The organism is Massilia sp. BKSP1R2A-1, from assembly GCF_050586525.1.
GTDB lineage: Bacteria > Pseudomonadota > Gammaproteobacteria > Burkholderiales > Burkholderiaceae_D > Telluria.
The window spans coordinates 1-19,458 of the sequence record NZ_JBOBRE010000015.1 but is presented as its reverse complement, the minus strand read 5'-3'; the positions used below and the strand labels follow the sequence as shown (position 1 = coordinate 19,458).

The window sequence follows — 19,458 nt, the reverse complement described above, 5'->3', positions numbered from 1 at the left end:
TACCGAAGGCCTTCCAGCGATGGAGGGCCTTTTTCATATAACGACAATGAGGAGCGAGACATGAAACAGCTTTACATGGCAGGCCTGCTGCTTGGTGCGATGAGTGGCGCGCATGCCGCCACCCAGACGGTCGACTGCGGCCGCCTGCTGGACGTCAAGAGCGGCGCCTGGCGCGAGCGCGTCAGCATCGTGGTCGAGAACGGCGTGATCAAGTCGGTCGGGCCGATGACCCAGGCCCAGGGCAACGTCGACTTGTCGCGCCATAGCTGCCTGCCGGGCCTGATCGACATGCACGTGCACCTGACCAGCGAAACCGCGCCGGTGGTGGAGGCCTACCGTGACCGCCTCACCGCCGACCCGCAGGACCTGGCCTACCGCTCGGTGAAATACGCCCAGCGCACCCTGATGGCCGGCTTCACCACGGTACGCGACCTCGGCGCGGCCGACGGCCTGAACGTCTCGCTCAAGCGGGCGATCGCCAACGGAGAGATCCCGGGGCCACGCATGTTCACCGCGGGTAAGTCGATCGCCACCACCGGTGGGCATGCCGACCCCACCAACAACCTGTCCCATTTCCTGAGCGAGAAAGTGGGACACCCGGGCCCCGAACAGGGCGTGATCGACAGCCCCGAGGCAGGCCGCCAGGCCGTGCGCCAGCGCTACAAGGAAGGCGCTGACCTGATCAAGATCACCGCCACCGGCGGCGTGCTGAGCCAGGCCGCCAACGGCCAGAACTCGCAGTACACCGAAGACGAGCTGAAGGCGATCGTGAGCACCGCCAGGGACTACGGCTTCCGCGTCGCGGCCCACGCGCACGGCGCCGAAGGCATGAAGCGCGCCCTGCGCGCCGGCGTCGACTCGATCGAGCACGGCACCCTGATGGACGACGAGGTCATCGCCCTGTTCCGGAAGACCGGCAACTGGTACGTGCCGACCATCTCGGCCGGCCGCTACGTGGCGGACAAGGCCAGGACCCCCGGCTACTATTCCGACCTGGTGCGCCCGAAGGCGGCCGCGATCGGCCCGCAGCTGCAAGCCACCTTCGCCCGCGCCCACAAGGCCGGCGTGAAGATCGCCTTCGGCACCGACGCCGGCGTGTTCCCGCATGGCGAGAACGCAAAGGAGTTCGGCTATATGGTCGAAGCGGGCATGAAGCCGATCGAGGCGATCCGCGCCGCGACCGTGCACGCGGCAAGCCTGCTCGACCAGTCCGCGCGCCTCGGCCAAGTGGAAGCAGGCTTCGCGGCCGACATCGTGGCCGTCGAAGGCGACCCGCTGCAGGACGTGAAGCTGCTCGAGCAGGTGAAGTTCGTCATGAAGGACGGCGTCGTCTACAAGAAGCCGTAAGTTTTACCAAAGGAGAAGAAGTCCATGCTGTTCCAGAAGTCCAGCCGCGCTTGCGCGGCGCTGTTCGCCGTCCTGTTCCTGCTCGCTTCGGCGGCGCAGGCGCAAACAGGCAGGCTGCCCAACGTGACCATCCTCGCCACCGGCGGCACCATTGCCGGCACCGGCGCCACCAGCACCACGACGGTCGGCTACACCGCCGCCACCGTCGGCGTGCAGGCCCTGATCCAGGCGGTTCCCGAGATTGCCAGGGTCGCCAACGTCAGCGGCGAACAGGTGTTCCAGATCGCCAGCGAGAACATGGGCAACGAGCACTGGCTGATCCTGGCCAAGCGCGTCAATGCCCTGCTGGCCCAGCCCAACGTGGACGGCATCGTCATCACCCACGGCACCGACACGCTGGAAGAGACGGCCTACTTCCTGAACCTGGTCGTGAAAAGCAGGAAGCCGGTCGTGGTCGTGGGTTCGATGCGCCCCTCGACCGCGCTGTCGGCCGACGGCCCGATCAACCTGTACAACGCGGTCAACCTGGCCGGCAGCGCGCAAGCCATGGGCAAGGGCGTGCTGGTGGCGATGAACGACCAGATCCACGCGGCGCGCGACGTCACCAAGGCCAACACCACCACGACCGACACCTTCCGCAGCACGGAACTGGGCATGATCGGCTACATCCAGGGCGGCAAGCCCTTCTTCTACCGCGAGGTCACGCGCAAGCACACGGTGGATAGCGAATTCGACGTGTCGAAGCTGGACGCGCTGCCGCAGGTGGACGTGGCCTACGCCTATGCGAACGTGGGCGACGTGGCGGTGAAGGCACTCGTCGCTAGCGGCGCCAGGGGCCTGGTGCATGCGGGCGTGGGCAATGGCAGCCTGCCCGCAAAGACGAAGCCTGCGCTGGTGGCGGCACGTTCGCAAGACGTGGTGATCGTGCGTTCGGCGCGTGTGGGACAGGGCATCGTCGCGCGCAATGGCGAAGCGAACGACGACCAGCTGGACTTCGTGGTCTCGGATACGCTGAGCCCGCAGAAGGCGCGCATTCTGCTGATGCTGGCGCTGACGAAGACGAACAGCACCAAGGACATCCAGCGGATGTTCCATACCTACTGATCGGCACTGTCTGAACGCGTGGGCGCGGGAGCGCCCACGCGACGGTAAGCGAACTACTTCGCAATCTCCAGCGGCGGCGACGCCAGCTCCTCGTCCGGCCGCGCCAGCTGCCGTTCCCACATCTGCTGATACAGCCCGCGCGCAGCCAACAGGGATTGGTGCGTGCCGCGTTCCACGATGCGCCCGTGGTCCAGCACGATGATCTGCTGCGCGTCCGCGATGGTCGACAGGCGGTGCGCGATCACGAGCGTCGTGCGGTCTTTCGCAATCTCCTTCAGCTGCGCCTGGATCGCCTGTTCCGACTTCGAGTCGAGAGCCGAGGTGGCTTCGTCGAAGATCAGGACCGCCGGGTTCTTCAGCAGGGTCCGCGCGATCGCCACGCGCTGCTTTTCGCCGCCCGAGAGCTTCAGTCCGCGCTCGCCCACCATGGTCTTGTACCCATCCGGCAGGCTCTCGATGAAGTCGTGGATGGAAGCGGCGCGCGCCGCCGCCACGATCTCCTCATGCGAGGAACCCGGCTTGCCGTAGGCGATGTTGTACTCGATGCTGTCGTTGAACAGCACCGTATCCTGCGGCACGATGCCGATCGATGAACGGAGCGACGCCTGGGTGATGTCGCGCAGGTCCTGGCCGTCGATGCGGATCGCTCCGCCGTTCACGTCGTAGAAGCGGAACAGCAGGCGCGACAGGGTCGACTTGCCCGAGCCGCTGTGGCCCACCACCGCCGTCGTGGTGCCGGCCGGGATGGAAAAATCGACGTCGAACAGGATCTGGCGCTTGGCTTCGTAGCTGAACTCGACGTGCGAGAACTCCACCTGGGCGCCACGCGTCACCAGGGGCTTGGCATGGGCGCCGTCCGCCACTTCGCGGTTCTGGTCGAGCAGGGAAAACAGGCGCTCCATGTCGGCCAGGCTCTGCTTGATCTCGCGGTAGATCACGCCCAGGAAGTTCAGCGGGATGTACAGCTGGATCATGAAGGAGTTCACCAGCACCAGGTCGCCCAGGGTCATGGTCCCGGCGATCACGCCCTCGGTCGCGCGCCACAGGATGAGGGTCACGGCGGTGGCGATGATCAGGGACTGGCCGGTGTTGAGGAATGAAAGCGAGGTCTGCGAGCGCACCGCCGCGTTCTCGAAGCTCTGCAGGCCCTGGTCGTAGCGTTTCGCTTCGTATTCCTCGTTGCCGAAATACTTCACCGTTTCGTAGTTGAGCAGCGAGTCGATCGCCTTGGTATTCGCCTTCGAGTCGAGATCGTTCATCGTGCGGCGGAAGTGGGTGCGCCACTCGGTGACGATGACGGTGAAGGCGATGTAGCTGCCGAGCGCCACGCCGGTGATCACGGTGAACCAGATGTCGTAGTTCAGCACCAGGTAGCCGAGCACCAGCGTGATCTCGACCAGGGTCGGCAGCACGTTGAAGAGCGAATACGAGATCAGCGAATTCACCCCGCGCGTGCCGCGTTCGATATCGCGCGTCATACCGCCGGTCTGGCGGTTCAGGTGGAAGCGCAGCGACAGGGCGTGCAGGTGGCGGAACACCTTCAGCGCGATCGTCCGCACCGCGCGCTGCGTCACCCGCGCGAACAGGAATTCGCGCAGCTCGGTGAACAGGGTCGTGGACAGGCGCAGCAGGCCGTAGGCGACCAGGGCGCCCAGCGGCAGCACCAGCAAGGCATGCGGGTCTTTCGGGTCGATGGCGAGCTGGTCGATCAGCTGCTTGAGCACCAGCGGCACGCCGACGTTGGCCAGTTTTGCGCCGACCAGGGCGGCGAGCGCGGCCAGCACACGCCACTTGTACACCCATAAATACGGGAACAGCGTACGCAGGGTGGCCCAGTCCTTGCGCGGCGTGGCTGTCGCATCGGGAGGGAGTGGAACGGATGAGGCGGTAGTGCGTCGCATGGCAGGGCTGGGGGATTTATGGTTCAATTCGGGACGATTGTAGCTTTTACCGAGAAAACAAGATGACCACGCCACAAAATGCCGCCCTCCCACCAACCCGACTGCCGGCAGGCAAGATGCCCGAGCTGCGCGTGATGCCCGCGCCGTCCGACGCCAATGTGTACGGGGACGTGTTCGGCGGCTGGATCATGGCCCAGGTCGACATCGCCGGCTCGCTGCCGGCCACCCGCCGCGCGAATGGCCGCGTGGCGACGATCGCCGTGAATTCCTTCCTGTTCAAGCAGCCCGTGTTCGTGGGCGACCTGCTGTCCTTCTATGCCGACATCGTCAAGGTCGGCAATACCTCGATCACCGTCAACGTCGAAGTCTACGCCGAACGCAATCGCCTGCAGGCGGACGTGGTCAAGGTGACCGAGGCGCAGCTGACCTATGTGGCCACCGGTCCGGACCGCAAGCCGCGCCAGGTGCCGCCGCTCGAAACCCTGATCCACCGCGACTGACGCGCCGATGAGGTCGCGCCGTTCCTTCCTGCTGGATGCTGCGCGGCTCTCGGCCGCGCTGGCGGGCAGCTCGCTGAGCGCCTGCGCCTCTTCGAACAAGGGGCCCTATCCTTTCAGCCTCGGCGTCGCTTCGGGCTCGCCGCTGCCGGACGCCGTGATCCTGTGGACGCGCATCCTCGCCGATCCGCTGGGCGTGCCGATCGCCCCGGTGGCGCTGAGCGTGCGCTGGGAAGTGGCGAGCGACGAAGCCTTCCGCACCATCGTCGCGAAAGGAACGGCGACCGCTGCGCCGGAACTGGCCCACAGCGTGCACGTCGACGCGAAGGGCCTGGCGCCTGGCCGCTGGTACTGGTACCGCTTCATGCTGGGCGACGCCGTCAGCCCGGTCGGCCGTACCCGCACGGCGCCCGCGCGCGACGAGATGCCGGGCGCCCTCAAGCTGGCGGTGGCCTCCTGCCAGCACTGGGAGTTCGGCAGCTACGGCGCGCACCGCCACATCGCGCAAGCCAATCCCGACCTGGTCGCCTTCCTCGGCGACTACATCTACGAGTGGGGGCCGTACCAGCTGCGCCATCCGGGCCGGGCGGTGCGCACGGACGAGTCCTTTACGCTGGCGGACTACCGCAAGCGCTATGCCCAGTACAAGAGCGACCCGCACCTGCAGGCCGCCCACCTCGCCGCGCCCTGGGTCGTGACCTGGGACGACCACGAGGTGGCCAACGACTACGCCGGCCTGCGCGACGAACGCCTGGCGCAGGATTTCGCTACCCGCCGCGCCGCGGCCTACCAGGCCTTCTACGAACACATGCCGCTGCGCCTGCCGGGCGTCCGGCGCGACGGCTTCGCGCACGTGCCCCTGTTCCAGCGCTACGACTGGGGACGCCTGGCGCGCCTGCACCTGCTGGACGACCGCCAGTACCGCTCGCCCCAGGCCTGCACCAAGGCCGACAACCGGGGCGGCTCGAACGCGGTGTTTGCCCGCGCCTGCGAAGCACTCAGGGATCCGCGCCGCACCATGCTGGGTGCGGAACAGGAAGCCTGGTTGGAATCCGGCCTGGCAAACTCGCGCGCGACGTGGAACATCCTGGCGCAGCAGACCCTGATGGCGCAGTCGAGCAGCGTGCCGATCGTGAAGCCCGAAGACGGCCGCTTCTGGACCGATGGCTGGGACGGCTATCCGATGGCGCGCAAGCGCCTGCTCGACGCCATTGTCAGGCAGGGCGCGCACAATCCGCTGGTGCTGGGCGGCGACGTGCACACCTTCTACGCCACCTCGCTGCGGCCGGACTTCTCGAAGCCGGTGTCGAAGCAGAACCCGGTGGTGGCGACGGAATTCGTCGGCACCTCGGTCACGTCCAGCTCACGTCCCCAGGCGCAGACGGTGGAACACGTGGAGAAGAACCCGCACATGCTCTACGGGCGCAGCGACAGGCGCGGCTACATGCTGCTCGAGCTCACGCCGAAGCAGACGGTGACGCATTTCATGGGGCTGGACGACGTGCGGGATGCGAAGTCACCGATTGCGAAGCTGGCGTCGTTCAGGGTGGACGACGGCTTCGCGGGCGCGTTGCGGATGAGCTAGGGGCTGAGGTAAAAACTTGGGCCCCGGCCTTCGCCGGGGCGACGTGCTGAGAGCAACGTTAACTCAGGCCGACTGCTTCTCGTCGCGCAGTTCGCGGCGCAGGATCTTGCCGACGTTGGTCTTCGGCAGGGTCTCGCGGAACTCGATGTACTTCGGACGCTTGTAGCCGGTGAACTGCTCCTTGCAGTAGGCCATCAGCTCTTCAACGGTCAAGGCGGCGTCCTTCTTCACGATGTACAGCTTCACGGCCTCGCCCGAGTTCTTGTCCGGCACGCCGACGCAAGCCACTTCCAGCACGCCCGGATGGGCCGCCACCACGCCCTCGATCTCGTTCGGATAGACGTTGAAGCCCGAGACCAGGATCATGTCCTTCTTGCGGTCGACGATGCGGGTATAGCCCTGCTCGTCCATGATGCCGATGTCGCCGGTCTTGAAGAAGCCATCCGCCGTCATGACCTTGGCGGTCTCGTCGTCGCGCTGCCAGTAGCCGGCCATCACCTGCGGGCCGCGCACGCCGATCTCGCCGGCGGTGCCGAAGGGGACCTCCTGGCCGGCTTCATCCAGGATGCGGATCTCGGTCGATGGCAGCGGCAGGCCGATGGTGCCGGTGAATTCCGTGATGTCGCAGCGGTTGGCGGTAACCACGGGCGAGGTCTCGGACAGGCCATAGCCTTCCACGATCGGGGTGCCGGTCATGGCGAGCCACTTGTCGGCCACGGCCTTCTGCACCGCCATGCCGCCGCCCGGGCAGACCAGCATGCCCGAGAAGTCGAGCTGGGCGAACTCGGCGTTGTTCACCAGGCCGTTGTAGAGCGTGTTCACGGCCGGGAAGATGTTGATGCGGTAGTTCTTCAGTTCCTTGATGAAGCCCGGAATGTCGCGCGGGTTCGGGATCAGGAGGTTCATGCCGCCCACGCGCAGGCCCAGCAGGGCGCACACGGTCAGCGCATAGATGTGGTACAGCGGCAGCGCGCACACAAATTGCGCCTGCTCGCCGGCCGGCATCTTCGCCAGCGTCGGGCCGAACCAGGCTTCGTTCTGCAGCACGTTGGCGATCACGTGCTTGTGCAGCAGCACAGCGCCTTTCGAGACGCCCGTGGTGCCGCCGGTGTACTGCAGGAAGGCGATGTCGTCGTGGCCGATAGCGACAGGTTTCAGGGTGAGGCCGGATGCGTCCGACAGCATGCGCTTGAAGCCGACCGCGCCCGGCAGAGAGAAGGCCGGCACCATCTTCTTGACCTTGCGCACCACCAGGTTGACGATGGCGCCCTTCAGGCCGCCCAGCAGGTCGCCCATGGTCGCCACGACCACGTGCCTGACCTGGGTGTTGGCGACCACCTGCTCCAGCGTGTGCGCGAAGTTCTCCAGCACCACGATGGCTTCGGCGCCCGAATCGACCAGCTGGTGCTGCAGTTCGCGCGGGGTGTAGAGCGGATTGACGTTGACGATGACGTAGCCGGCGCGCAGCACGGCAGCCATCGCCACCGGGTACTGCAGCACGTTCGGCAGCATGATGGCCACGCGTGCACCCGGCTGCAGGCCACGGCTTTGCAGCCAGGCCGCCATGCGAGCGGACAGCCGATCCAGTTCGGCGAAGGTGAGGGTCTTGCCCATGCACGCATAGGCCTTGCGGTCGGCGTACTTGCGGAACGCCTCCTCGAGCAGGTGCGTCAGGGAGCGGTACTGCGTCGGATCGATCTCCGCGGGTACGCCACTCTCGTACGACTTGAGCCAAAACTTGTCCATCCGTGCCTCACCTTCCATATTTGATGCCATGTCCAATAAAACGCGAAGCCGCCCGGGTCACGGGCGGCTTCTGGCAGCCGGCTTCTCGCGCTTGCTTTACGCGGTCGTCGCCGGCTGCTTCTCGTCCCTCAACGCGCGCCGCAGGATCTTGCCGACGTTGGTCTTCGGCAGTTCGTCGCGGAACTCGATGTACTTCGGTTTCTTGTAGCCGGTGAACTGCTGCTTGCAGTAGTCCATCAGCTGTTCGGCGGTCAGGTTCGGGTCCTTGCGCACCACGAACACCTTCACCGCTTCGCCGGAATGCTCGTCCGGCACGCCGATCACGGCGCACTCCAGCACGCCCGGGTGGCCGGCGATCACGCCTTCCAGTTCGTTCGGGTAGACGTTGAAGCCCGAGACCAGGATCATGTCCTTCTTGCGGTCGACGATCTTCACGTAGCCGTTCTCGTCCATGATGCCGACGTCGCCCGACTTGAAGAAGCCGTCCGGCGTCATGACCTTGGCCGTTTCGTCCGGACGGTTCCAGTAGCCCGCCATCACCTGCGGGCCGCGGATCGCGATCTCGCCGATCTCGCCGATCGCCATGGGTTTGCCGGCATCGTCCAGGATCGCGATGTCGGTCGACGGCACCGGCAGGCCGATCGTGCCGGAGAATTCCTTGATGTCGGCGCGGTTGCAGGTGGCCACGGGCGAAGTCTCGGACAGGCCGTAGCCCTCGATGATGCTGGTGCCGGTCACCTGCTTCCACTTGTCGTTGACGGCCTTCTGCACCGCCATGCCGCCACCGTTGCAGATCTTCAGGCCGGAGAAGTCCAGGCTTGCGAAGTCCGGGTGGTTGACCAGCGCGTTGTACAGCGTGTTCACCGCCGGCAGCATGTTGATCTTGTACTTGCCCAGCTCCTTGATGAAGCCCGGGATGTCGCGCGGGTTCACGATCAGGATGTTCAGCGCGCCGGTGCGCATGCCCCACATCGCGCAGGCCGTCAGCGCGAAGATGTGGTACAGCGGCAGCGCGCACACGATCACGACCTGCTCGCCGCTGCCGACGTCACCCATGGACGGCCGCGCCCATTCCTCGGTCTGCAGCACGTTGGCGATCACGTTGCGGTGCGTGAGCGTGGCGCCCTTCGACACGCCGGTGGTGCCGCCGGTGTACTGCAGGAAGGCCACGTCCGACGCGGCCAGCTCGACCTTCGAGAAGGGCATGCGGGCGCCCTGCGCCAGCGCGTCCTTGAAGCGCACCATGTTCGGCAGCGAGAATTCCGGCACCATCTTCTTGACGTTGCGGACCACGAAGTTGACCAGCAGGCCCTTCACGCCGCCCAGCATCTCGCCCATGCTCGCCACCACCACGTGCTTCAGCGGGGTCTTGCCCATCACCTGCTGCACCGTGTGCGCGAAGTTCTCGAGCACGATGATCGCCTCGCTGCCCGAGTCCTTGATCTGGTGCTCGAGCTCGCGTGGCGTGTACAGCGGATTCACGTTGACCACGGTGTAGCCGGCGCGCAGCACGGCCGCGATCGCGACCGGGTACTGCAGCACGTTCGGCATCATGATCGCTACCCGCGCGCCGCGCTGCATGCCGCGGCTTTGCAGCCAGGCAGCCAGCTTCTTCGAGTAGGCATCCAGCTCGCCGTATGTCAGGAACTTGTCCATGCACACATAGGCGTTGCGGTCGGCATATTTGCTGAACGACTCTTCCAGCAGATGCACCAGGGAACCGTACTGGTCCGGGTTGATTTCTGCAGGAACGTTCGGGGGGTACGACTTCAGCCAGATCTTGTCCATCGGATGCCCTTTGTCTCGAATATTATCGTTATGGTCCGAGCGCTTTTCGCGCACGTTGCGCGCGCGCGAAGCTTGCGCTTCTGCCATCGCCTGATGTGATGCTATCGGGCAGCGACAATGCGCGCAAGTTCTTTTAAGTCGATTGGAACGTGTCCTCTACAAGACCTTATTTAACGATAACGTTGGCGTCGCCCATGGTGCGCTGCACCACGAGCGGCGCGGTCGGGGCCGGCGCGGCAAGCTTCTGCAGCACGCGGTGGCGATCGGTCTTGTCGAGCTCGGCAATCCGGTTCACCGCCTTGTAGAAGGCCGGCCAGGTCCGCTCCTTGCGCAGCAGGGCGCGGAAGGCCGGGACGAAGTCGTTATAGGTGGCGATCGAAGCCAGGTGGGCGTTCGACAGCGGCTCGGCGAAGAAGCGGTCGTAGCCGGCATAGCCGCCCCAGTTGGCCTTGAGCACCTGGTAGTCGTCCTTCAGGGCGATGAAGAGCCGGGTCTTGGTGGCGCGCTTCTCGTCGACGCTCCGGTCGCTGGCATAGTTCTTCTCCAGCTCGCCGCGGTAGCGCACCAGCAGCGCCATGAAATCCTTCTTGCGCGCGCTGTAGCGCTCGAAGGCTTCCGACATGGCCGGGTTGCCGAAACGGTCCAGCCAGCCTTCGACGCCGGCCTGTTCCACCGCGCTGGCGAAGGATTCGTTGAATTTCGAATCGCCCGGCACGTACACGACCTGGTGGGCCAGCTCGTGGAAGATCAGGCGCGCCAGTTCCGCGTCCGGATAGTTGATGAAGGTCGACACCAGCGGGTCGCTGAACCAGCCCAGGGTCGAGTAGGCGCTCACGCCGCCGACCTCCACGTCATGGCCCTGCTTGCGCAGTTCCTTCGCGTAGGCCTGGGCGTCCTGCTTGCTGTAGTAGCCGCGGTAGTTCACGCAGCCGGCCACCGGGAAGCACCACTGCATGGGCTTGAGCGAGAGCTCGGGCGTGGCGACCACGTTCCACAGCACATAGGGGCGCTTGATGTTGGTGAAGTTGGTGTAGCTGCCGTTGTCCGGCAGTTTCAGTTCCTGGATCGCATAGCGGCGGATCTGGCGCGCCGCTTCCAGGCGGTGGCGCAGCGTCGGCTTGGTAGTTGGATCGGCCAGCCAGTCATCGATGGGACGGGAATCCGTCAGCAGTTCGAGCTGGCCCTGGGCGGCCTGGGAGTAATAGGAGAGGGATGAGCAGCTTGACAACATGAGGGCCGCGGCAGCCGCGGCCAGTAATGGACGAAAGGACTTGGGCCGGAAGGCCTGGGAAAATCTAGAGGGTTTCATCTCGCGTTGAGGGGGCAGATTTTTCAACCTGCACCAGGGTGTCGTAGAAAGTAGGCGCCCTGCCCATGTCGGTCAATCGCTGGCTGGTCACTTCGTTGGCATTCTTGCCGTCGCTGGAAAGTTTCTTCCACCAGATCGACAAGCCCACCACCAGCCCTTCGCGCGCCTTGTCGGTGACGCGTGCACGGGCAACGAATGAGCCGCGGTCGTTGTAGATACGCGCCATGTCACCGTGTGCGATGCCGCGTACTGCGGCGTCGTTCGGGTGGATGTCGAGGTGCGGCTCGCCCTCAGTTGCGCGTAGGCTCTGTACATTGACAAAGGTTGAGTTGAGGAAGTTCCTTGCCGGTGGCGAGATCATCGCCAGCGGATACTTCCGCGCCAGCTCCGGGTTCGAAGCGACGGATTCATACGGCGGGATATAGGCCGGGACGGGATCGAGCCCGTCGCGCGCCATGCTGCTTGAATAGAATTCGCACTTGCCCGAGGGGGTCGGGAAGCCGCCCTCGGCAAACGGTGCGTCGGCCATATTGAGCTTTTGCCAGCCCTTTTGCTTGAGCGCGTCCCAGTCGAAGTGCACCGCGCGCTCGTGGCGCTTGTCGAAGGCCTGGGCGGCCAGCTCGTCGTCGCTCTCCTTGAAACAGGGATCGTCGAAGCCCATGCGCGCGGCCAGCAGGCGGAAGAACTCGGTGTTCGGTTTCGCTTCGCCGATCGGCGCAACCGCCGCGTTATTGGCCATCATGTAGAGGTGGCCGTAGGCTAGGTGGGCATCGACGTGCTCGAGCTGGGTGGTGGCCGGCAGCAGGATGTCGGCGTAGTCGGCACTGTCGGTGTGGAAGTGTTCCAGCACCACGGTGAACAGGTCTTCGCGTTCGAAGCCCTTCTGCACCTTCGCCGAGTCCGGGGCGATGGCCAGCGGGTTGGCGTTGTAGACGATGAGGGCCTCGATCTTCGGGCCGAACTCGGGCGAGGCCTCCTTCAGGAGGTCGTCGCCGATGGTGGTCATGTTGATGGTGCGCGGCATGCGGCCATCCAGCAGGTCCGGACGCTGCAGGGCCGGACGATTCGCCGGGAACGAGCCCGAGGTCGACAGCTGCACACCGCCGGCCGCGTGGCGCCAGGCGCCGACCAGTGCCGGCAGGCAGGCGATATTGCGCACCGCCATGCCGCCGCCGCGCACGCGCTGCAGGCCGTAGTTCATGCGGATCGCGACGCCCTCGCCGCTCTTCGCGGCCTGGCCATAGGTGCGCGCGAGTTCAAGGACTTCCTCGGCCGTGATGCCGCAGGTGGCGGCGGTGCGCTCAGGCGTCCATTCCAGGGCGCGTTGTTTCAGCTCCTCGTAGCCGAGCGTGTACTTCGCCACGTAGTCGTGGTCGATCAGGTCTTCCGTGATCAGGACGTGCATCATGCCCAGCGCCAGCGCGGCATCCGTGCCTGGCAGCAGCGCAATGTGCTGGTGACACTTCTCGGCGGTCAGCGAGCGATAGGGGTCGATGGCGATCAGCTTCGCGCCGCGGCGCTTGGCTTCCTGCACGCGCATCCACAGGTGCAGGTTGGAGGCGATCGGGTTGCCGCCCCAGATCAGGATCAGTTTCGCATTCTGGAACTGTTCGATGTCGGTGCCGATCGAGCCGCCGATGGTGTATTTGTAGCCGGTTGCGCCGGCTGTGGCGCAGATGGTACGGTCCAGCAGCGAGGCCCCGATCTTGTTGAAGAAGCGCAAAGACATCGAGTCGCCCTGCACCAGTCCCATCGTGCCGGCATAGCTATACGGGAGAATGGCCTGCGGGTCGCGGGATGCGATCTCGCCGAGGCGCGCCGCGATCTCGTCGATCGCCGCTTCCCACGTGATGCGTTCGAATTTTCCCTCACCCTTGCGGCCCACGCGGCGCATCGGGTACAGCACGCGGTCCGGATGATAGGTGCGCTCCACATAGCGCGACACCTTGGTGCACAGCACCCCGGCCGTCGTCGGATGCTCCGGATCGCCCTTCACTTCCGTGGCCACGCCATTGTCGACCGTGACGAGGATGGCGCAGGTATCGGGGCAATCGTGGGGGCAGGCGGCGCGGACTTGTGTGACTGTCATGGGCGGGAAGGGGCGAGGAAATACTTCGTAAAACCAATACTTTATACGATTCCCGCGACCTTCGTGCCCCCTCTTTCATCGACTGTTTGAGGCGGGCTACAATGGTGCAAGGCCTGCAATGCAAGCATGACAAAAATAGGAGAGACAGATGAAGCTCGTGGAACCTATCCTCGCATTTCAAACGGAACTGCAAGAGATCCGGCGCGACCTGCATGCGCATCCGGAACTGTGCTACGAAGAGGTGCGCACCGCCGACGTGGTGGCTGCGCGCCTGACCGAATGGGGAATTCCGATCGTGCGCGGACTGGGCGTCACCGGCGTGGTCGGCATCGTGAAGAACGGCACGTCGAACCGCGCGATCGGCCTGCGCGCCGACATGGACGCCCTGCCCATGCAAGAGATCAATGGCTTTGCCCATACATCGCGCCATCCGGGCAAGATGCACGCCTGCGGCCATGACGGCCACACCGCCATGCTGCTCGGCGCGGCCCACCACCTGGCCCAGCATCGCAACTTCGACGGCACCGTCTACCTGATCTTCCAGCCTGCGGAAGAAGGCGGCGGCGGTGCGCGGCGCATGATGGACGATGGCCTGTTCGAGCAGTTCCCGATGGACGCCGTCTACGGCATGCACAACTGGCCGGGTATCGCGGAAGGGAATTTCGGTGTCGTCCCGGGGCCGATGATGGCCTCCAGTAACGAGTTCCGCGTGACCGTGCGCGGCAAGGGCGCCCATGCGGCGCAACCGCACCGCGGCATCGATCCGGTGATGGTGGCGGTGCAGATCGCCCAGGCCTGGCAGACCATCGTGTCGCGCGAAAAGAATCCGCTGGAATCGGCAGTGCTGTCGATCACCCAGATCCATGCGGGCAGCGCAACCAATGTCATCCCCGACGAAGCGGAACTGATCGGCACCGTGAGGACCTTCTCGACCGCCGTGCTGGACCTGATCCAGCGTCGTATGGAAGAGATCGCTGCTGGTGTTGCGGCAGCCTTCAATGCCTCGGTCGACTTCACTTTCAAGCGCAATTACCCGCCGCTCATCAACCATCCGGCGCAGACGGCGTTCGCGGTCGAGGCGATGCGGGCGGTCGTGGGGCCGGATCGTGTGGATACGGATGTCGAGCCGACCATGGGGGCGGAGGACTTCGCCTTCATGCTGCAGGAAAAGCCAGGGTGCTATGTCTTCATCGGCAATGGCGAGGGTGCGCACCGCGCCGGCGGACATGGGCTGGGGCCGTGCCAGCTGCATAACACGAGTTATGACTTCAATGACAACCTGCTGCCGATCGGGGCGAGTTTCTGGGTGAAGCTGGTGGAGATGAGCTTGCCGCAATCATGATTTTCGTAGGGTGCACGGCTCTGCCGTGCGCGCGTTCAACCAGTAGGCGAACAACAGCGTCGCATCGATTCATCCGAGAATTGAACGCGCGGTCGGCAGAGCCGACCACCCTACGGTAACTGATCCTCTGACGTACCCAGCCTGAGTCCAGAATTTATTTGTTCGAGCGCGAGCAAGGCAGCGGAATGATCCGCCGTCGGCAGCGAATGCTCGATCGTCTCGTACTGCCGCGTCACCAACTCCGCCACCGGCAAGGTCAAGCCCGCCGCCCCTGCCGCCGCCAGCACATTGCGCAAATCCTTCAGCTGGCTCTTCACCTGCCCACCCGGCACGAAGTTCCGCTCCAGCATGCGCTGCCCATGCACCTCGAGGATACGGCTGCCCGCAAAACCGCCGCGGATCGCTTCGCGCACCGCGGCCGGGTCGGCGCCCGCCGCCTCGGCCAGCAACAGCGCTTCCGCCACCACGTTCAGGGTCGCACCGACGATCAGCTGGTTGCACAGCTTGGCCACTTGCCCACTGCCCACCGGGCCGACGCGCTGCGGCCTGCCCATGACTTCCAGGATGTGTAGCACCTGATCGAAATCCCCCTGGTCGGCGCCGGCCATGATGGCCAGCGCGCCCGCCTCCGCCCCGCCGACGCCGCCGGACACCGGCGCGTCGACGAAGCGGCCGCCATGGTCACGCAGCGTCGCGTGAAAGGCCAGCGCCTCGTCATGCCGGGTCGAGCTCATGTCGATCCAGATCGCGCCGGGATCGAGCGCCGGCAGCGCGGCCGTCAAGACCTCTCCTACTACCGGCCCGGCTTCGAGCATGGAGATCACCACCTGCGCACCATGCACCGCCTGCGCCAGATCCGCCACCGGCGCGGCGCCGGTCTCGCGCAAGGCCTCGGCTTTCGCGAAGCTGCGGTTCCAGGCCCGGACCGCAAAGCCCGCCTGCGCAAGGCGCGCCGCCATCGGCCCTCCCATCAGGCCGATACCGAGGAAGGCGATGGTCGTCATCAAAACAGTCCGAGGAACTTCTTGACGGTGTTCTTGCGGCCGGGGATGACGAGGTCGGTCACGCCCTTGTCGTTGAAGCCGTCGAGCAGGGCCGGGAAGCCCTTGCGGCGCACCAGCTGCATTTCGGCTTCGTAGAGTGGCACGACGCAGTGGAAATAGATGTCCTTGCCGTCGCGCTCGAGCGAGGCAAAGGCATCCGGCGCCGAGGCCGCCGGCAGCAGGATGGCGCCGGTGAATTCGACGCCTTTGGCGTAGGGCTTGCCTGGAGCGCCGTTGGGCACGGTATGGCCCAGGCCCAGCCAGGTCGCGTGCTGGTGGGGGTAGTGCGCCAGGTGGCGCAGCAGGGCGACCGGCCAGTACCAGCGCTCGTCCTGCACCGACTGCTCGTCCAGCTTCCAGTCGGCGGGCAGGGCCATCATCAGCTCGGCGAAGGGCGGCGCGCCTTCCGGCACGGCCATCGGGCGGCTGCTCATGCCCGAAGTCACCAGCCGCAGGAAGGGGTAACGATCGTTTGCCGGCACCACGTGGATGTCGACCTGGACCGGGTCGGCAATGGTGTCGTGGAAGACGGTGTCGATCCGCCCGAGATGGGCGGCAATATGTTCCGCGACGGGGTCGTGCGGCAGGACGGCTGGCGCCAGCTGCTGCTGGGTCGGGGCCGCAAGCGGGTACAGGGGAGTGCTGGTCGGTTCGGTCATGCTGATCGAAAGGTTAGGGAATCCGTTCTGAGGGGCGTCTATGATACCTTCCACGCACCGCAAGGGGGTGTCCAGCGCAAGATTGTTCACGCTAGTACAATAGTGCATCGCACAATATTTTGATCCAGATAAGAAGGCAGATTATGTTCATTTTGAAGAAAATCGCTGGCCTTGCCGCTGCCATGGCGGCCGCCTTGTTCGCCCAGGCGGCCCACGCGCAGAGCAATGGCTGGGTGGATTCGGCATCGCTCGAGTTCGGCACTAACCCGGAACAGAAGATGGTCCGCGTGGCCGTGCAGAAGGATTGGGACAGCCGCTGGTTCGCTTCCAATGGCCGCCACCTGTCGGGTTACTGGGAAACCAACCTGGCCCTGTGGCGCCTGAGCGCCTACCAGAACGTCCCGGGCCGCAAGAAGAACATCGCCGTGGTCGGCTTCACCCCGGTGCTGCGCTACCAGAACGACAGCAAGCTCGGCCTGTATGGCGAGATCGGCATCGGCGTCAACCTGTTCTCCAAACTGTACAAGAACGAGGACAAGGAACTGTCCACCGCCTTCCAGTTCGGCGACCACATCGGCGTGGGCTACACCACCGCCAAGTGGGACTACAGCCTGAAGTTCCAGCACTACTCGAACGCCAGCATCAAGAGCCCGAATGGCGGCGCAAACTGGATCGTTGCCAAGGCGGCCTACCGCTTCTGAGCCTTGCCTGCGGGGCGTGGCGTTGTCGCGATTTATGACACAATCGGGTCAAGGCGGACGGCCCGGCCCGCCCCCCTCATGAGGCCCGATTGCTAGATACCAGCACGATCAAGCGCTACCTGCCGTGGCTCGTTGCGACTGCCCTCTTCATGGAGCAGCTCGACGCCACGATCGTCAACACCGCCATCCCGAGTATCGCGGCCAGCCTGCAGGTTACGCCGCTGAGCCTGAAGTCGGTCGTCACCAGCTACATTCTCGGTCTTGCGGTCGGCATCCCGCTCAGCGGCTGGATGGCGGACCGCTTCGGCACCCGGCGCGTGTTCTTCACCGCCATTTCCGTCTTTACCATCGCCTCGGTGCTGTGTGGCCTGTCGGTGAACGCGCACATGATGACGGCCGCGCGCCTGCTGCAGGGCCTGGGCGGCGCGATGATGATGCCGGTCGGCCGCCTCGCCATCGTGCGTACATTTCCCAAGAACGAATTGCTGGGGGCGATGAACTTCGTGATCATCCCGGCCCTGATCGGACCCTTGCTGGGGCCGACGGTCGGCGGCCTGATCGTCCACTGGACCTCGTGGCGTGTGATCTTCTTCGTGAACGTGCCGGTCGGCCTGATCGCCCTCTACCTGGTCTGGAAGCACATGCCGGACTACCAGGGGCACGAGAAGCGCCCGCTCGACGTGCTCGGCCTGATCCTGTTCAGCAGCGGCACGGCAATCCTGTCCTGGCTGCTGGAAGTGTTCGGCGAGCATACGCTCGATGCCCTGACGGCGGGGCTGATGCTGGCCTTGTCGCTGGCCTTGCTGGGCGCCTATGTCTGGCACGCATTCCGTACGAAATTTCCGCTGCTGCGCCTGTCGCTGTTCAAGGTGCGCACCTTCCGCATCTCGGTGGCGGGCGGCTTCTTCACCCGGCTCGGCGTGGGCGGCCTGCCCTTCCTGCTGCCGCTGCTCTACCAGCTGGGGCTGGGACTGCCGGCCTGGCAATCGGGTCTCCTGATGATGCCCGCGGCCGCGGCGGCGATGGGCATGAAAATGTTTGCGCCCAGGCTGCTGGCGCGTTTCGGCTACCGCCAGATCCTGACTGCGAACACGGTCTGCATCGGGCTGACGATCGCACTGTTCACGCTGGTGGGACCGGGCACGCCCTTCTACGTCATCGTCGCGATCAGCCTGGCGCAGGGCTTTTTCAATTCCCTGCAGTTCTCGAGCATGAACACGCTGGCGTATGCGGACATCGAGCCGCAGGACTCGAGCATGGCCAGCACGATGTCGAGCTCCTTCCAGCAACTGTCGATGAGCTTCGGCCTGGCGACGGGGTCCATCGTGACGGCCTGGTTCCTGGGGCCGGTGGCGCAGGACAACCGCGAAGCGGTGTCGGAAGCGCTGCACCACGGCTTTGCCACGCTCGCCGTGATGACGTTGGTATCGTCCGCGATCTTCTGGCGCCTGCGCCGCAACGACGGCGACAGCATCAGCCGCGGGCAGGTCAAGGCGAAGGAAGCGGCGGTGCCCGTGACGACGCCATAGGCTCCGCAAGAGGACCTGTTATGCGGCTGCCTGCTGGACCAGGCGCTCGAGCACTCTTTCCCGGTTGTTCATCACGAAGTTGACGAAGACGGGCTCCTTTACGGCGAGCCGCACCAGGCCCGGCAGCAGGGGATAACAGAATGTCGCAACCTTGCGCACGCATTCGTCGTTGTGCAAGGCGGCCTGCGTGGCTTGCCCGGCGCCGCCGGCCAGCAGCGGCAGCAGTTCGCTGCGTTTCTTGTCGATGATGGCGTTCAGCGGGCCAGCGAGCTTGTCGCCCAGGCCGGCCTGCTCCGTTGCTTCACTCATGCTTTTCTCCGGTTGTTGGTCACCGGAGAAGTGTGCCCGCGCTTGCGGGTGGTGAAGATGACGCCGGGCAATTATCCGCCTGCGTCTGCTCAGTACCTGCCGCGGCCACGACCGTGGCCCCAGCCGCCGCGATGGTGCCCTCCGCCGTGTCCGGACCAGCCACGGTGCGAGCCCCAGCCATGGCGGCCGCCGTCGTGGTGGTGGCGATGCCCTTTGTAGTAATTGAAGCCGAAGTCGAGCGTGACAGGCGGGCCGATATAGGTCGGGTAACCGTAGGCGGGGTAGTCGTAGCCGGGATAGCTGGAAGTAGGATAGGAATCGTAAGCAGCATATGGCGGGCCGTAGACTGCACATCCACCCAGGCCAGCCGCAAGCAGGAGGACGACGGCAAGGCGCCGTACAGCGAACACTTTTCGAACATCCATGGCAGCCTCCGATAACGGCGCAGCTGTTTCAGTGTAGTCCGGAAGGCGATGTTTTCAACGCAAAAAGCAAAAAGCCCGCTCAGT

General features: G+C 65.1%; 16 protein-coding genes. 7 read left to right on the top strand and 9 right to left on the bottom strand.

The genetic code is table 11. The annotated features are described in order from the left end of the window. Positions 1-60: 60 nt before the first annotated feature. Positions 61-1,347 (top strand): amidohydrolase family protein, encoded by a 1,287-nt coding sequence (locus tag ACQ7JA_RS20320; protein ID WP_430901072.1) that lies wholly within the window; start codon positions 61-63, stop codon positions 1,345-1,347. Positions 1,348-1,371: 24 nt separating this feature from the next. After that, positions 1,372-2,451 (top strand): type II asparaginase, encoded by a 1,080-nt coding sequence (locus ACQ7JA_RS20315; RefSeq protein ID WP_430901070.1) that lies wholly within the window; start codon positions 1,372-1,374, stop codon positions 2,449-2,451. 53 nt (positions 2,452-2,504) lie between these two features. Here ACQ7JA_RS20315 and ACQ7JA_RS20310 read toward each other — a convergent pair whose 3' ends face one another. Beyond that, the gene (locus ACQ7JA_RS20310; protein ID WP_430901068.1) at positions 2,505-4,352 is read right to left on the bottom strand and encodes an ABCB family ABC transporter ATP-binding protein/permease; all 1,848 of its coding nucleotides are present in this window, start codon (positions 4,350-4,352) and stop codon (positions 2,505-2,507) included. A 62-nt stretch (positions 4,353-4,414) separates the two neighbouring features. On the opposite strand from ACQ7JA_RS20310, the gene ACQ7JA_RS20305 reads away from it, so the two are divergent. Together ACQ7JA_RS20305 and ACQ7JA_RS20300 are read left to right on the top strand one after the other, a co-directional pair. After that, positions 4,415-4,852 carry an acyl-CoA thioesterase gene (locus tag ACQ7JA_RS20305; RefSeq protein ID WP_430901066.1) on the top strand — a complete coding sequence of 146 codons (438 nt, stop codon included), beginning with the start codon at positions 4,415-4,417 and terminating at the stop codon, positions 4,850-4,852. Between the two features lie 7 nt (positions 4,853-4,859). After that, entirely contained in the window at positions 4,860-6,434 is a 1,575-nt protein-coding gene (locus ACQ7JA_RS20300) for an alkaline phosphatase D family protein (protein ID WP_430901064.1), read from the top strand. Between the two features lie 63 nt (positions 6,435-6,497). Here ACQ7JA_RS20300 and ACQ7JA_RS20295 read toward each other — a convergent pair whose 3' ends face one another. From ACQ7JA_RS20295 to ACQ7JA_RS20280, 4 genes are all read right to left on the bottom strand, one after another. Next, positions 6,498-8,180, bottom strand: coding sequence for a long-chain-fatty-acid--CoA ligase (locus tag ACQ7JA_RS20295; protein WP_430901062.1), 1,683 nt, complete (start codon positions 8,178-8,180; stop codon positions 6,498-6,500). Positions 8,181-8,276: 96 nt separating this feature from the next. Beyond that, entirely contained in the window at positions 8,277-9,968 is a 1,692-nt protein-coding gene (locus ACQ7JA_RS20290; protein ID WP_430901060.1) for a long-chain fatty acid--CoA ligase, read from the bottom strand. Positions 9,969-10,134: 166 nt separating this feature from the next. Continuing rightward, complete coding sequence (locus ACQ7JA_RS20285; protein WP_430901058.1) at positions 10,135-11,199, bottom strand: aminopeptidase; 1,065 nt, start codon at positions 11,197-11,199, stop codon at positions 10,135-10,137. A gap of 64 nt (positions 11,200-11,263) precedes the next feature. Beyond that, positions 11,264-13,366 (bottom strand): molybdopterin-containing oxidoreductase family protein, encoded by a 2,103-nt coding sequence (locus ACQ7JA_RS20280; RefSeq protein WP_430901056.1) that lies wholly within the window; start codon positions 13,364-13,366, stop codon positions 11,264-11,266. Between the two features lie 148 nt (positions 13,367-13,514). Between ACQ7JA_RS20280 and ACQ7JA_RS20275 the strand changes: the two genes are divergently transcribed. Continuing rightward, on the top strand, positions 13,515-14,708 hold the full coding sequence (locus ACQ7JA_RS20275; RefSeq protein ID WP_430901054.1) for a M20 aminoacylase family protein: 1,194 nt from the start codon (positions 13,515-13,517) through the stop codon (positions 14,706-14,708). A 110-nt stretch (positions 14,709-14,818) separates the two neighbouring features. Here ACQ7JA_RS20275 and ACQ7JA_RS20270 read toward each other — a convergent pair whose 3' ends face one another. After that, entirely contained in the window at positions 14,819-15,712 is an 894-nt protein-coding gene (locus ACQ7JA_RS20270; protein WP_430901052.1) for an NAD(P)-dependent oxidoreductase, read from the bottom strand. Then, the gene (locus ACQ7JA_RS20265; RefSeq protein WP_430901050.1) at positions 15,712-16,410 is read right to left on the bottom strand and encodes a suppressor of fused domain protein; all 699 of its coding nucleotides are present in this window, start codon (positions 16,408-16,410) and stop codon (positions 15,712-15,714) included. The genes ACQ7JA_RS20270 and ACQ7JA_RS20265 overlap by 1 nt, the downstream gene beginning before the upstream one ends. Before the next feature lie 143 nt (positions 16,411-16,553). On the opposite strand from ACQ7JA_RS20265, the gene ACQ7JA_RS20260 reads away from it, so the two are divergent. Together ACQ7JA_RS20260 and ACQ7JA_RS20255 are read left to right on the top strand one after the other, a co-directional pair. Then, a complete protein-coding gene (locus tag ACQ7JA_RS20260) occupies positions 16,554-17,111 on the top strand; it encodes an acyloxyacyl hydrolase (RefSeq protein ID WP_430901048.1) in 558 nt (185 codons plus the stop codon). 89 nt (positions 17,112-17,200) lie between these two features. After that, positions 17,201-18,640 (top strand): DHA2 family efflux MFS transporter permease subunit, encoded by a 1,440-nt coding sequence (locus ACQ7JA_RS20255; RefSeq protein WP_430901046.1) that lies wholly within the window; start codon positions 17,201-17,203, stop codon positions 18,638-18,640. Between the two features lie 18 nt (positions 18,641-18,658). Here ACQ7JA_RS20255 and ACQ7JA_RS20250 read toward each other — a convergent pair whose 3' ends face one another. After that, on the bottom strand, positions 18,659-18,949 hold the full coding sequence (locus ACQ7JA_RS20250) for a hypothetical protein (protein ID WP_430901044.1): 291 nt from the start codon (positions 18,947-18,949) through the stop codon (positions 18,659-18,661). Positions 18,950-19,038: 89 nt separating this feature from the next. Then, positions 19,039-19,374 carry a hypothetical protein gene (locus ACQ7JA_RS20245; RefSeq protein WP_430901042.1) on the bottom strand — a complete coding sequence of 112 codons (336 nt, stop codon included), beginning with the start codon at positions 19,372-19,374 and terminating at the stop codon, positions 19,039-19,041. Positions 19,375-19,458: the final 84 nt, after the last annotated feature.

What these genes read in the sequence shown, in the direction of transcription:
- ACQ7JA_RS20295 (WP_430901062.1), bottom strand. Translation starts at nt 8,180, where the DNA reads ATGGACAAGTTTTGGCTCAAGTCGTACGAGAGTGGCGTACCCGCGGAG.
- ACQ7JA_RS20290 (WP_430901060.1), bottom strand. Translation starts at nt 9,968, where the DNA reads ATGGACAAGATCTGGCTGAAGTCGTACCCCCCGAACGTTCCTGCAGAA.
- ACQ7JA_RS20250 (WP_430901044.1), bottom strand. Translation starts at nt 18,949, where the DNA reads ATGAGTGAAGCAACGGAGCAGGCCGGCCTGGGCGACAAGCTCGCTGGC.
- ACQ7JA_RS20275 (WP_430901054.1), top strand. Translation starts at nt 13,515, where the DNA reads ATGAAGCTCGTGGAACCTATCCTCGCATTTCAAACGGAACTGCAAGAG.
- ACQ7JA_RS20245 (WP_430901042.1), bottom strand. Translation starts at nt 19,374, where the DNA reads ATGGATGTTCGAAAAGTGTTCGCTGTACGGCGCCTTGCCGTCGTCCTC.
- ACQ7JA_RS20285 (WP_430901058.1), bottom strand. Translation starts at nt 11,199, where the DNA reads ATGTTGTCAAGCTGCTCATCCCTCTCCTATTACTCCCAGGCCGCCCAG.
- ACQ7JA_RS20310 (WP_430901068.1), bottom strand. Translation starts at nt 4,352, where the DNA reads ATGCGACGCACTACCGCCTCATCCGTTCCACTCCCTCCCGATGCGACA.
- ACQ7JA_RS20265 (WP_430901050.1), bottom strand. Translation starts at nt 16,410, where the DNA reads ATGACCGAACCGACCAGCACTCCCCTGTACCCGCTTGCGGCCCCGACC.
- ACQ7JA_RS20300 (WP_430901064.1), top strand. Translation starts at nt 4,860, where the DNA reads ATGAGGTCGCGCCGTTCCTTCCTGCTGGATGCTGCGCGGCTCTCGGCC.
- ACQ7JA_RS20260 (WP_430901048.1), top strand. Translation starts at nt 16,554, where the DNA reads ATGTTCATTTTGAAGAAAATCGCTGGCCTTGCCGCTGCCATGGCGGCC.
- ACQ7JA_RS20315 (WP_430901070.1), top strand. Translation starts at nt 1,372, where the DNA reads ATGCTGTTCCAGAAGTCCAGCCGCGCTTGCGCGGCGCTGTTCGCCGTC.
- ACQ7JA_RS20280 (WP_430901056.1), bottom strand. Translation starts at nt 13,366, where the DNA reads ATGACAGTCACACAAGTCCGCGCCGCCTGCCCCCACGATTGCCCCGAT.
- ACQ7JA_RS20305 (WP_430901066.1), top strand. Translation starts at nt 4,415, where the DNA reads ATGACCACGCCACAAAATGCCGCCCTCCCACCAACCCGACTGCCGGCA.
- ACQ7JA_RS20270 (WP_430901052.1), bottom strand. Translation starts at nt 15,712, where the DNA reads ATGACGACCATCGCCTTCCTCGGTATCGGCCTGATGGGAGGGCCGATG.
- ACQ7JA_RS20320 (WP_430901072.1), top strand. Translation starts at nt 61, where the DNA reads ATGAAACAGCTTTACATGGCAGGCCTGCTGCTTGGTGCGATGAGTGGC.